The organism is Sinorhizobium terangae (assembly GCF_009601505.1).
Lineage (GTDB): Bacteria > Pseudomonadota > Alphaproteobacteria > Rhizobiales > Rhizobiaceae > Sinorhizobium > Sinorhizobium terangae.
Genome location: NZ_WITC01000113.1, coordinates 55,539 through 67,500 on the forward strand (window position 1 = coordinate 55,539; position 11,962 = coordinate 67,500).

9 protein-coding genes, 1 tRNA gene and 2 rRNA genes (1 of these 12 running past the window's edge) are annotated in these 11,962 nt (G+C 62.1%); 1 reads left to right on the forward strand and 11 read right to left on the reverse strand.

Features of this window, described 5'->3' with window-relative positions; all coding sequences use genetic code 11:
- Window positions 1–3: 3 nt before the first annotated feature.
- The 6 genes from GHK62_RS25545 to GHK62_RS25570 all read right to left on the reverse strand — a co-directional run bounded on the left by GHK62_RS25545 (window position 4) and on the right by GHK62_RS25570 (window position 5,986).
- Entirely contained in the window at window positions 4–1,254 is a 1,251-nt protein-coding gene (locus GHK62_RS25545) for an NAD(P)/FAD-dependent oxidoreductase (RefSeq protein WP_153441824.1), read from the reverse strand.
- 7 nt (window positions 1,255–1,261) lie between these two features.
- Window positions 1,262–1,984, reverse strand: coding sequence for an amino acid ABC transporter ATP-binding protein (locus GHK62_RS25550; RefSeq protein ID WP_153441825.1), 723 nt, complete (start codon window positions 1,982–1,984; stop codon window positions 1,262–1,264).
- The gene (locus tag GHK62_RS25555) at window positions 1,977–2,627 is read right to left on the reverse strand and encodes an amino acid ABC transporter permease (RefSeq protein ID WP_153441826.1); all 651 of its coding nucleotides are present in this window, start codon (window positions 2,625–2,627) and stop codon (window positions 1,977–1,979) included. The genes GHK62_RS25550 and GHK62_RS25555 overlap by 8 nt, the downstream gene beginning before the upstream one ends.
- Window positions 2,628–2,639: 12 nt before the next feature.
- The gene (locus GHK62_RS25560) at window positions 2,640–3,305 is read right to left on the reverse strand and encodes an amino acid ABC transporter permease (protein WP_153441827.1); all 666 of its coding nucleotides are present in this window, start codon (window positions 3,303–3,305) and stop codon (window positions 2,640–2,642) included.
- 173 nt (window positions 3,306–3,478) lie between these two features.
- The gene (locus GHK62_RS25565) at window positions 3,479–4,285 is read right to left on the reverse strand and encodes an ABC transporter substrate-binding protein (RefSeq protein ID WP_153441828.1); all 807 of its coding nucleotides are present in this window, start codon (window positions 4,283–4,285) and stop codon (window positions 3,479–3,481) included.
- 183 nt (window positions 4,286–4,468) lie between these two features.
- Window positions 4,469–5,986 carry an aldehyde dehydrogenase (NADP(+)) gene (locus tag GHK62_RS25570; RefSeq protein WP_153441829.1) on the reverse strand — a complete coding sequence of 506 codons (1,518 nt, stop codon included), beginning with the start codon at window positions 5,984–5,986 and terminating at the stop codon, window positions 4,469–4,471.
- A 134-nt stretch (window positions 5,987–6,120) separates the two neighbouring features.
- Here GHK62_RS25570 and GHK62_RS25575 point away from each other — a divergent pair, with 134 nt between their 5' ends.
- Window positions 6,121–7,158 (forward strand): Ldh family oxidoreductase, encoded by a 1,038-nt coding sequence (locus GHK62_RS25575; protein WP_153441830.1) that lies wholly within the window; start codon window positions 6,121–6,123, stop codon window positions 7,156–7,158.
- Between the two features lie 161 nt (window positions 7,159–7,319).
- Here the strand turns inward: GHK62_RS25575 and GHK62_RS25580 are convergent, their stop codons facing one another.
- The 5 genes from GHK62_RS25580 to GHK62_RS25600 all read right to left on the reverse strand — a co-directional run.
- On the reverse strand, window positions 7,320–8,282 hold the full coding sequence (locus GHK62_RS25580) for a dihydrodipicolinate synthase family protein (protein ID WP_153441831.1): 963 nt from the start codon (window positions 8,280–8,282) through the stop codon (window positions 7,320–7,322).
- Window positions 8,283–8,402: 120 nt separating this feature from the next.
- The gene (locus GHK62_RS25585; RefSeq protein WP_153441832.1) at window positions 8,403–9,107 is read right to left on the reverse strand and encodes a GntR family transcriptional regulator; all 705 of its coding nucleotides are present in this window, start codon (window positions 9,105–9,107) and stop codon (window positions 8,403–8,405) included.
- 493 nt (window positions 9,108–9,600) lie between these two features.
- A tRNA-Met gene (locus GHK62_RS25590) sits at window positions 9,601–9,677 on the reverse strand.
- An 81-nt stretch (window positions 9,678–9,758) separates the two neighbouring features.
- Window positions 9,759–9,873, reverse strand: a 5S ribosomal RNA gene (rrf, locus tag GHK62_RS25595).
- Window positions 9,874–10,099: 226 nt separating this feature from the next.
- Window positions 10,100–11,962, reverse strand: a 23S ribosomal RNA gene (locus tag GHK62_RS25600); it runs 1,036 nt beyond the window's last position.

Sequence of the window (11,962 nt, forward strand, 5' to 3'; positions counted from 1 at the left end):
CTGTCAGAATCGTTGAGGCGAGAAGGATTGGATGTCGATGGCCGGCCTCTGGCCGGTCAAGAGATCGGCGACAAGCCGGGCCGTCCCCGCCGACTGCGTCAGGCCGAGGTGACCGTGGCCGAAGGCGTAGATCACCTGCGGCGTGGCGCGGGCGCGGCCGATCGCCGGCAGGCTGTCTGGCAGCGACGGACGGAAGCCCATCCACTGCACACCGCCTTCGCCTTTCAGCCCTGGCAGGAAGGTCTGCGCCTTCTTCAGCATGGCTTCCGCGCGACGATAGTTCGGCGGCAGCTTCAAGCCACCGAGTTCCACGGCACCACCGACCCTGACGCCGGTTGAAAGCCGCGTGACGACGAAGCCGTGGCCGCCGAAGGTGATCTGGGTGCGCAGGTCGAAGGCGTTTGAGGGAAGCGTGGTGTTGTAGCCGCGCTCGGTCTCGAGCGGAATGCGCTCGCCAAGGGTACGGGCGATGCGGTGCGAGAAGGCGCCGGCCGCAAGCACCACGTGGCGGGCGCGCCGCGTCTTGCCGTCCGCCGCCGTCAGCTCGACCCCGCCCTCGACCGGTCTCAATGCCACAATCTCAGTGCGCTCGATCGTCCCGCCCTGGGCGCCGAAATGGTCGGCAAGCGCCAGCGTATAAAGCTTCGGATCGGCGATCGAGTACCAGCCGGGCGTGAAGGTGCCGTGGGTGAAGCGCGGCGCAAGACCGGGCTGGATCTGGCGCATGGCGGAGGCGTCAAGGTGACGGAACTCGATGCCGTGCTCCGCCCGCGCCTTCCAGCCGGGCAGCGAAGCCTTCAGTTCAGCCTCGCTCTCATAGACCTGAAGATTGCCTTCCTTGCGCAGCATCGGCAAGGTTCCGGTCGCCGCAAGGAAGGGCTCCAGCTCCGCCTTCGACAAGTCCATCATCGCCGTTTGTGCTGCAGTGGAATGCGCCACCCGCTTCGGCGCGCAGGCGCGCCAGAAGCGGAACATCCACGGCGCGATCTGTGCGGCGTAGGCGGGCGGAACGGTCAGCGGCCCGAGCGGGTCGAGCAGCCACTTCGGCGCCTTCTTGAGGATGCCGGGCGAGGCAAGCGGCAGGATGTCGGTGAAGGCAAAAGCCCCGGCGTTGCCCGCCGACGCTCCGGCGGCGGGGCCCTCCCGGTCGAGCACGGCGACGGAAAGCCCCCGTGTCTGGCCCGCGATTGCAGCGGAAAGGCCGACAACGCCGGCGCCGATCACGATGACGTCAGGCTGAGCAGCATCTTTCATGATCGCCTCAGTGCGTCGCCGCGAGGAACTTCTGCAGTTCGGGATCCTTCGGCGCACCGAAGAGCGCTTCCGGCGGCGCGATTTCCGCCATGACGCCCTTGTGGAAGAAGGCCACCCGGTCGGAAACCTCGCGGGCGAACTTCATCTCGTGCGTGACGCAGATCATCGTCATGCCCTCGGAGGCGAGCATGCGCAGCGTATCGAGCACTTCGCCGACGAGCTGGGGATCGAGCGCCGAGGTCACTTCGTCGAACAGCATGTATTCCGGCGACATGGCGAGCGCACGGGCGATTGCCATGCGCTGCTGCTGGCCGCCCGACATGCGGGTCGGGTAGACCGAGAGCTTCTCGCCCAGGCCGACATGGGTGAGCTGCTTGACGGCAATCTCCTCGGCCTTCTCCTTGGAAATGCCGAGCACCTTGCGCGGCGCCAGCATGACGTTCTCGAGAACGGTCAGGTGCGGGAAGGCGTTCCACTGCTGAAAGACGATGCCAATCTTGCGGCGCAGTTTGTTGAGGTCGGTCGTCTTGGCGTGGACCTCGGTACCATCGACCAGGATGCGGCCCGCATCGATCGGCTCGAGGCCGTTGATGCAGGTGAGCAGCGTCGATTTGCCGGAGCCGGAGCCGCCGATGACCGTCACGACTTCACCCTTCTTGACGGTGAGGTCGATGCCTTTGAGAACCTCCAGCGAGCCGAAGGATTTGCGGACGTTTTGGATCTCAATCATTGGACCACCGTTTTTCAAGATAACCGCCGAGCCGGGCGATTGGGAAGCTGATGAGGAAGTAGATCGCACCGCAGATCATGAGGATGAGAAGCGGTTCCTGCAGGCGGGTGACGAGCACCTGCGAGGCGCGCAGTAGCTCGATCAGACCGAGCCAGAGCACGAGCGCGGAGTCCTTCATGACACCGAGCGTCAGTCCGATCCAGGACGGCAGCGAAACGCGGGTGGCGAGCGGCGCCACGATATAGCGCATGTCCTGCCACCAGGTCATGCCGAGCGACCGGGCGGCGCGCCGCGTCGTCGGCGGCACCGAGGCGATACCGCCGCGCACGATCTCGGTGCAATAGGCCGCCGTATAGAGCGACAGCACCACGCAGGACGTCGTGAACGGAGGCCAGCCGAGCTTGGCGATCGACTGGAACGCGTTGCCAAGGACGAGCTGGATCAGCAGCGGCACAGAGCGGAAGACGTCGAGCACGAAGGTGAGCGGCGCCGACCAGTAGGTGCCGAGCTGGTTACGCACGACGCCGAAGATGACACCGAGCACGGTGCCGGCCGCGACCGAGACGGCCGTGACCGCGAGCGTCATCAACGCACCCTGCGCGAGAAAGCCGAGGTCACTTATGGTGAGGGCGGTATTGAACATCTCTCACCTTTCTCAGTAGCGGAACATGCGCGAGGCGAGCGCGCGCGCCGCCAGCGTCACGGCCTTGGCGATGACATAGTAGATCACGGCAGCAAGGGCGAAGAATTCGAATGTGCGGAACGACCGCGCGTTCAGCTCCTGGGTGACACCGGCGAGATCGGAATTCATGCCGACGGTGACGCCGAGCGACGTCATCAGGATCGCCCAGACCATCTGGTTGGTGACGGGCAGGAATGCAACGCGCAGCATCTGCGGCAGGACGATGTAGCGGAAGGCCTGCACCGGGGTCATCCCGAGCGAGCGACTGGCGCGCGTCTGGGTGTCCGGAATGGCTTTCAGCGCACCGCGGAAGTTCTCGGCAAGGTAGCCGGCATTGTTGAAGGCGATCCCGACGAGCAGCGCCGTATAGGGGCTGAGATGGATGCCGAAATTGCCGAGGCCGAAATGGGCCATGTAGATCTGGAACAGTGCCGGGGTGTTGCGGGCGATCTCGACCCAGGCGGTGGCAAAGCCACCGAGTACGCGGTTCCCGGACAGGCGGCAGGCCGTCAGCGCGAGCGCCAGTGCCAGGCCGATGGCCATCGACAGCAGCGCCACCTGCAAGGTGATCAGCGCTCCGTCGAGCATCTGCGGCAGGGCCTTCAGCGCCTGGTTCCAATGGAAGGTATAACTGAACATTTTCGTCTCGCCTTTTCGGAAACGAATAGCGGCGCGAGGCTACAGCGCCGCGCGTCTTATGAGACGCGCAAAGGACGCTGTAGCACTTTGAATTGCTGCATGTTTTTTCCTTAAATCGGCTACGATTCAAGGAACCATGCAGCAGGCCTCGCGCCGCCAGAGAAGCGGCTAGATCAGCGATAAACGCCGTTGACCGTCAGCTCCGGCACCTCGCCGCCAACCCACTTTTCGTAGAGTTCCTTGTAGCGGCCAGTGCGAACCTGCTGATTGATGAACAGGTTGAGGTAGTTGATCAGGCCGTATTCTTCACGGTTGGTGAAGAGCGCCACATAATCGGTATCGAACGGCGCCTTGCCGACCACGGAGATGCCCGGGAACTTTCCGGTCTTCACATTGGCCTGCGCCACCGTCGAGGTGGAGACCGTTGCATCGATCTGCCCCTGGCTCAGCGCCAGGAAGACATCAGCCTGCGTCTGGTACGGACGGAACTCACCGGCGCCCCACGCCTTGACCTGGTTTTCCAGCGCGATCGCTTCGAATGTGCCTGCCGTCGCACCGACGACCTTGCCCTTCATGTCTTCGAAGGACTTGATGCCCGACTTGTCGTTGGCGGTGACGGCCATTTCGAAGGCAAAGTACGGCATCGTCATGCCGACGGTCTTGGCCCGCTCCAGCGTGTCCGAGGTCGAGGCAACGCCGACGTCGACACGGTCGGACATGAGAGCGGGGATTCGGTCCGGGAACGGGGTTTCCACGATCTCTGCCGTTACGCCGAGTGCCTTGGCAAGGTCGTTGCAGTAGTCGACGTCGAAGCCGATCGGATTGTTGTTCTCGTCGCGAGAACCCATCGGCGGGAAGTCGAGCACAACTGCACAGCGCAGGGTCCCCGAGCCAATGATGTCGTCAAGTTTGTCGGCATGGGCCGGGCTGGTCAAAGCTGTGGCCGCAACGAGGCCGAACGCAAGCACCGAGGTCTTCATTATCTCTCTCTCCCTGGAATGGTGTGCCGTCTTACGGCGGCGCACTATTCCGCATTGGAGAGCACAAATCAATTGTAAAAATACAAGAAAAATACAAAAAGTATATAGCCTGGCATCCAGATGCAATTAAAGGGAGCTTTCCCTTGTGGAAAAGCTCCTTTTATTGCTTGCGCGCCGTTTGGATCAGCCGAGGAAGTCCTCCGGCAGCAGGCCTTCCGGCATGTTTTGGTAGGCCACCGGACGCAGGAAACGTCGAATCGACAGAGTGCCGACGCTGGTTGCCCCGAAGTTGGTCGAGGCCGGATAGGGTCCGCCGTGCACCATCGAATCGACCACTTCGACCCCGGTCGGGAAGCCGTTGACCAGCACCCGCCCCGCCTTGCGCTCAAGCACCGGGCGCAGGCGCCGGGCCGCGTCCAGGTCAGCGGAATCCATGTGGATGGTCGCGGTCAGCTGTCCCTCGAAACCGCGCGCGAGTTGCTCCATCTCGTCGAGCGAGCCCACCCGGACCACGAGACCGAGCGGTCCGAAGACCTCCTCGCCGAGCGCATGATCCGAGAGGAACCGCGCGCCGGTCGTCTCGAAAAGGTTGGGCGATGCGGCACGACCGGAGGACTGAGTGACGAGTAGCGGCTTGACGGCGTTTCGGCTTGCGAAGCGCGCCTGCCCGTCCTGATAGGCCTTCGCGATGCCGTCGGTGAGCATCGTCTGCGGCGCGACCTTGGCGAGCGCCTCTACGGCGGCTGTCGTGAAGCGGTTCGCGGCAGCACCATCGACGACCACGGCAATACCGGGATTGGTGCAGAACTGGCCGGCGCCCATGGTCAGCGAGCCGGCCCAGCCTTGGCCGAGCGTCTCCGCCCGGGCGTTCAGCGCTTCCGGCAGCAGGAACATCGGGTTGACCGAGCCGAGTTCGCCGAAGAACGGGATCGGCTCGGGCCGCGCCGCGCAGAGGTCGAAGAGCGCACGGCCGCCAGCCAGCGAACCGGTGAAGCCGACGGCCTTGATCAGTGGGTGCTGCACCAGGCCGTGGCCGACTTCGCGGCTGCCGCCCTGGATCAGCGAGAACACGCCGGGATGAACGCCGGTCGTGCGGATCGCCGCCTCGATGGCTTGGGCGACGATTTCACCGGTGCCCGGATGCGCCGAATGGCCCTTCACGACCACGGGGCAGCCTGCGGCAAGCGCCGCGGCGGTGTCGCCGCCGGCTGTCGAGAATGCGAGCGGGAAGTTCGAGGCGCCGAAGACGGCGACCGGACCGATGGGCCGCTGGATGAGCCGGATCTCCGGACGCGGCGCCGGCTGGCGGTCCGGCATCGCCGCGTCGAAGCGGCGGTCCAGGTGCTCGCCCTTTTCGATGTGGTCGGCAAACAACCGCAATTGCCCGGTGGTGCGTCCCCGTTCACCCTGCAGACGAGCCTCGGGCAGGCCGGTCTCCTGGCTGCCGATCTCGGTGATGGCATCGGCGCGGGCTTCGATCTCATCGGCAATGGCGCGCAGGAAGGCCGCGCGCTCCGCCCTCAAGGAATAGCCGAAGCTCCAGAAGGCTTCCTCGGCCGCCTCGCAGGCCCGGTTCACCATTTCGACGGTGCCAACGGCAAAGTGATGCACCGGGCCGTGGGCCGGGGCGGAGGCGAAGGTGCCCGCCCCCTCGAGCCATTCGCCGGCGACGAGGTGTTTTCCTTTTGGGGTAAAGGCCATCTGACGTTCCTTTCTCAGAAAATCGGGTGCTTCGCAAAGATCAACCCGCGAACGAATTGCAGCTGTCGAAACCTTGTATACTGTTTGTATGCATGATATCAACCGCCGCCGGCGTAGCGACAAGAGGCAATATCATGAGCGAGACCACAACCCTTTCGATCAGTGTACTGCACGAGCGCGTCGAGGCGATCTTCCGCAGGGCGGGGCTCAACAGCGTTCAGGCCGGGGCGCTCGCTCGCGTGATCGTCGCCGGTGAGCGCGATGCCTGCAAATCGCACGGTATCTATCGCATCGAAGGGGCTCTGCGGACAGTGAAGGCGGGCAAAGTGAAGCCGGAAGCTGTGCCGGAGCTGGAAAAGCATGAGGGCTCCGCCATTGTCAAGGTGAACGCCAAGGGCGGCTTCGCCAATCCGGCCTTCGAACTCGGCCTGCCGGTGCTGGCCGAACGTGCCCGGGCGCTCGGCCTCGCCGCACTCGTCATCAATGATTGCACGCATTTCTCGGCGCTTTGGCCCGAAGTCGAAGGACTGACGGGAGAAGGACTAGCCGGCCTCGTCATGTGCCCGAGCTATGCGACCGTGGCACCCACCGGCGGCAACAAACCGCTGCTCGGCACCAATCCCTTCGCCTTCGGCTGGCCGCGCGAAGGCAAGCCGCCCTATGTCTTCGACTTCGCGACCTCGGTTGCAGCGCGCGGCGAGATCGAGTTGCACCGGCGGGCGGGCAAGCCCTTGCCCGAAGGTTGGGCGATCGATGCGGAAGGCAAGCCGACGACCGATCCTGATGCGGCGCTCGCCGGCGCCATGTTGCCGTTCGGCGGCCACAAGGGCTCGGCGATCGGAACGATGATCGAGCTTCTCGCAGGCATCATGATCGGCGACCTGACGAGCCCCGAAGTGCTCGACTACCTCGGCACGACCACCTTGGCACCGTTCCACGGCGAACTCATCGTCGCCTTCTCGCCGGAGGCCTTCGCGGCCGGGCGGCCGGGCAATCCCTTTGCACGCGCGGAGGTTCTGTTCGAGGCGATCGCCGGCCAGGGGGCCCGCCTCCCCTCGCAGCGGCGCTTCGCGGCGCGCGCCACGTCCGAGGCAGAGGGCGTCGTCCTGACACAGGCCGAGATCGACCAGCTCGACCGACTCCTCGCCCTTGGACTGGACGCCGTCGCGTAAGATAATGCGTCTGCACGTCTACTGCGGGGCGCGTCCATCGGACGCGTAAAGGTCGCTGTGGCATTTTGAATTGCTGCACGATGATCGATTTCGAAATCGAAGCCACCAACGAGAAGGCCCTCCGATTGGAGGGCCTTCTGTTTTGAGGGCCGATGCGGCGATCAGGCTTTGTACTTCTGTACGGCGCCCGGAAGCTTGCACCACTCGGCGTACCAGGTGTTGAAGAGCTTGAACTGGGCTTCGACATAGCCACGCTGGCTTTCCGACAGCACGTCGGTCTCGTTGAAGTGCAGCGTGTATTCCTTGTCGCCCTTCAGCACCATCATGTGCTTGAAGTAGAGAACCAGATCCGGGCCTTCATCGAAGGAGGAAAGCACGGCGAGCGCCTGCTCCAGTTCCAGCGCCCGCTGGCGTGCGTCGACGTCGCCCTCGGCGGCTGCCTGAGACAGGTTGCACAGATGGATGACTTCTTTCGGCAGCACGCAGCCGATGCCGGTGATCGCGCCGGTTGCACCGCAGTTGACGAAGCCGTGGAACACGGCGGTGTCGACCCCGATCATCAGCGAGACGCCGTCGTCACGGCTGGTAATGTTCTCGGCCGCATAGCGCATGTCGGCGGCGCCGCCGAATTCCTTGAACCCGACGAGGTTCGGATGCTCGGCGCGCAGTGCGAAGAACAGGTCGGCGCGGGTGGCGAAGCCATAATAGGGGCTGTTATAGATGACCGCCGGTAGATCCGGAGCAGCCGAGAGAATGGCCTTGAAGTGGTTCTTCTGCGCGGCGACAACCGTGCCGCGCGAAAGCACGCGCGGGATGACCATCAGGCCCTTCGCACCAACCTTCTGGGCGTGGGCCGCATGAGCAACAGCCGAAGCGGTGTTGACGGCGCCCGTGCCGACAATGACCGGGATGCCGGCTTTGACCAGACGCTCGACGCCTTCCATCCGTTGTGCGTCCGTCAGGAGCGGCCAGTCACCCATCGAGCCACAATAGACGACGGCGGACATGCCTTGGCCGATCAGCTCCTTGCCCTTGCGCACGAGCGCGTCGAAATCCGGGGTGCGGTCGTCCTTGCAGGGGGTCATCAGCGCAGGGATGACGCCGGAGAAAATCTTCGCCTTCATTTGAAACTCCTCTTGGCTTGTCTCGCTGGCACCGGCGAGCCTACGGGCTCCGCTTCCGTGCCTTCGAAACTGACAATAGCGTCTTGTATTTTATTTGTCGACAAGAAACATACAAGGCCACTACAGGGCGATGTCGAGCTTGTTGGTTCGGGTGAACAGCTTCTGCACCTGTTCGACGATCTGCTCGGCGTGCGCCTTGCCGAGACGATCTGCCGCCTCGACGTCGCGCGTTTCAATCGCCGCGATGAGTTCCGCGTGCTCGTCGACGAAGCGCTGTGGGAACTGTTCCTCATAGGATTGGTAGTAAAGGCGGAGAATCCGCCGTCCTTCATCGAGTAGACGGCGAAACAGGCCGGTAAAATAGGGATTGCGGCCGGCCTCCGCGATTGCCGCGTGAAATGCCGCATTGGTGGCGATCATGGCCAGCGCGTCACGCGACTGGACGGCAGCCGCATAATCTTCGTGGAACCCGCGGATGACCGGCAGGTCTTCCGGACGGTGATTCTGCGCCGCAAGCCGGGTCGTCACCCGATACATCAGCACCAGCGCCTCGAAGAAAGTGTGCAGGTTGAGGAAATCGATGTTCGACACCATCGTCGATCGGTTCGGCAGGGTGTCGATCAGCCCCTCCCCTGCCAGCCGCACCAGTGCCTCACGGATCGGGGTGCGTGAGAGCTTGAAACGCTCGGCCAGTTGCACCTCGTCAATCGGGCTGCCGGGCGGCAGAACCAGATCGAGGATCTCGTCGCGGAGGACGTCGTAGACCATCTTCACGCCGGAGCCGCGCTTTCGTTCTGGAAGGGAATTGTTGTCGGTGTCGGTCATTTGGCAAATCCTCTTGTCGACAAAAGGAATACTTTGACCCGACAGCAGGATCAACAATTTCGGGACGCGCCGCGCGGCAGCTTAACAGGAAGTATTAGGCTCGCTGCCCTGCTTCAACACTGCCATTCGCGGCCGCAAATTTCCGGGGCATCTCAGCAACGAGCGCCACGGCGATCGCCGTTCTGGAAAAGGAGGACGTATCGAAAGGATCACACAACGGAAGCCGCCAAGCCAGCCTCAACGATCCCACGAACAAATCTGGCGAGTTCGCCAGACGCCGGCCATCGCTTCGGCGGACGATCGCCAGCATCATGGCATCGATGGGCGATGCTTCCTGCGGCGGCTGAGAAACGTGCAGAGAGGCTGGGGTTGAGTGCTGAGGCAAACACAAGAGCGCATCGACCGCGATGTGGTCGGTCTGTGCGGAGGTCTGCGCGGTGGCTGCGGGGGAACGGCAAAACCCCCGGGGCGTTTGGGCACCGGGGGTTTTTGTTGGTTGCGGGGGCAGGATTTGAACCTGCGGCCTTCAGGTTATGAGCCTGACGAGCTACCGGGCTGCTCCACCCCGCGTCAACTTTCGTTTTTGTTTTGTGTTGTTTTCGCCGTTTGCCGGCGTTTGTGAGAGAAGATGTTTTATCTTGCGATTTGCAGACCTGGCAGCGACCTACTCTCCCGCGTCTTAAGACGAAGTACCATCGGCGCTGGGGCGTTTCACGGCCGTGTTCGGAATGGGAACGGGTGCAGCCACCCCGCCAGAACCACCAGGTCGGCAAAGCGCAAGCGTTGCTCCCCGGAGGGGAGCAAATTGTCGAGAAGCTGGTGAAGCGATTGCTTCGTTTTGAACACGTCATGCGTCTTATCCGGACAACTCCAGCAGCCGGCAGAGCCGAGCCGCCAGTCGTCTGGCGCGCCGTCCGCAGCGTCGGCCGAAGGCCGACAGCGTGAGGACAAAGAATTGCGATGCGCATCCATGATGAGCATAAGCAATGGGAACGATCAAGCCGATCGAACGATTAGTACCGGTAAGCTTCATGCGTTGCCGCACTTCCACACCCGGCCTATCAACGTGGTCGTCTTCCACGGTTCTCAAGGGAATACTCGTTTTCAGGTGGGTTTCCCGCTTAGATGCCTTCAGCGGTTATCCCTTCCATATATAGCTACCCTGCTATGCCCTTGGCAGGACAACAGGTCCACCAGAGATATGTCCATCCCGGTCCTCTCGTACTAGGGACAGATCCTGTCAATATTCCTACACCCACGGCAGATAGGGACCGAACTGTCTCACGACGTTCTGAACCCAGCTCACGTACCGCTTTAATTGGCGAACAGCCAAACCCTTGGGACCTGCTCCAGCCCCAGGATGCGATGAGCCGACATCGAGGTGCCAAACAACCCCGTCGATATGGACTCTTGGGGGTCATCAGCCTGTTATCCCCGGCGTACCTTTTATCCGTTGAGCGATGGCCCTTCCACGCGGGACCACCGGATCACTATGACCGACTTTCGTCTCTGCTCGACTTGTCAGTCTCGCAGTCAGGCGGGCTTATGCCATTGCACTCGACGAGCGATTTCCGACCGCTCTGAGCCCACCATCGCGCGCCTCCGTTACTCTTTCGGAGGCGACCGCCCCAGTCAAACTACCCACCATACACTGTCCCGGATCCGGATGACGGACCGCGGTTAGACATCCATGACGATAAGGGTGGTATTTCAAGGACGGCTCCACAGGAACTGGCGTCCCTGCTTCAAAGCCTACCACCTATCCTACACATGCCGACACGAATGCCAGTGTAAAGCTATAGTAAAGGTGCACGGGGTCTTTCCGTCTGACCGCAGGAACCCCGCATCTTCACGGGGAATTCAATTTCACTGAGTCTGCGTTGGAGACAGCGGGGAAGTCGTTACGCCATTCGTGCAGGTCGGAACTTACCCGACAAGGAATTTCGCTACCTTAGGACCGTTATAGTTACGGCCGCCGTTTACTGGGGCTTCGATTCAGAGCTTGCACCCCTCCTCTTAACCTTCCAGCACCGGGCAGGCGTCAGACCCTATACGTCGTCTTGCGACTTCGCAGAGCCCTGTGTTTTTGATAAACAGTCGCTACCCCCTGGTCTGTGCCACCCCATCATACTTGCGTACAAAAGGGTCACGCTTCTTCCGAAGTTACGCGTGCAATTTGCCGAGTTCCTTCAACGCAGTTCTCTCAAGCGCCTTGGTATACTCTACCTGACCACCTGTGTCGGTTTCGGGTACGGTCTATACGGTGGAGCTATTTCCCGGGACCGCGTCCAGGCCTGGACAATCCAATAAGTCCAGACAAGTTAAGCGATCCGTCACTACCACCAGGCCCACGAATATTAACGTGGTTCCCATCGACTACGCGTGTCCGCCTCGTCTTAGGGGCCGGCTAACCCTGCTCAGATTAACTTTAAGCAGGAACCCTTGGTCTTTCGGCGAGAGGGTCTCTCACCCTCTTTATCGTTACTCATGTCAACATTCGCACTTCCGATACCTCCAGGACCCCTCACGGGTATCCCTTCACAGGCTTACGGAACGCTCCGCTACCACGTGCCTTGCGGCACATCCTCAGCTTCGGTGCATGGCTTTAGCCCCGTTACATTTTCGGCGCAAAGACCCTTATTTAGACCAGTGAGCTGTTACGCTTTCTTTAAATGATGGCTGCTTCTAAGCCAACATCCTGGTTGTTTTGGGATCCTCACATCCTTTCCCACTTAGCCATGACTTGGGGACCTTAGCTGGAGGTCAGGGTTGTTGCCCTTTTCACGACGGACGTTAGCACCCGCCGTGTGTCTGCCGACTAGTACTCCCCGGTATTCGGAGTTTGGTTAGGATCA

Bases quoted from the DNA above. Each gene is read 5' to 3' on its own strand.
- GHK62_RS25545 (WP_153441824.1), bottom strand. From the start codon at position 1,254: ATGAAAGATGCTGCTCAGCCTGACGTCATCGTGATCGGCGCCGGCGTT.
- GHK62_RS25550 (WP_153441825.1), bottom strand. From the start codon at position 1,984: ATGATTGAGATCCAAAACGTCCGCAAATCCTTCGGCTCGCTGGAGGTT.
- GHK62_RS25555 (WP_153441826.1), bottom strand. From the start codon at position 2,627: ATGTTCAATACCGCCCTCACCATAAGTGACCTCGGCTTTCTCGCGCAG.
- GHK62_RS25560 (WP_153441827.1), bottom strand. From the start codon at position 3,305: ATGTTCAGTTATACCTTCCATTGGAACCAGGCGCTGAAGGCCCTGCCG.
- GHK62_RS25565 (WP_153441828.1), bottom strand. From the start codon at position 4,285: ATGAAGACCTCGGTGCTTGCGTTCGGCCTCGTTGCGGCCACAGCTTTG.
- GHK62_RS25570 (WP_153441829.1), bottom strand. From the start codon at position 5,986: ATGGCCTTTACCCCAAAAGGAAAACACCTCGTCGCCGGCGAATGGCTC.
- GHK62_RS25575 (WP_153441830.1), top strand. From the start codon at position 6,121: ATGAGCGAGACCACAACCCTTTCGATCAGTGTACTGCACGAGCGCGTC.
- GHK62_RS25580 (WP_153441831.1), bottom strand. From the start codon at position 8,282: ATGAAGGCGAAGATTTTCTCCGGCGTCATCCCTGCGCTGATGACCCCC.
- GHK62_RS25585 (WP_153441832.1), bottom strand. From the start codon at position 9,107: ATGACCGACACCGACAACAATTCCCTTCCAGAACGAAAGCGCGGCTCC.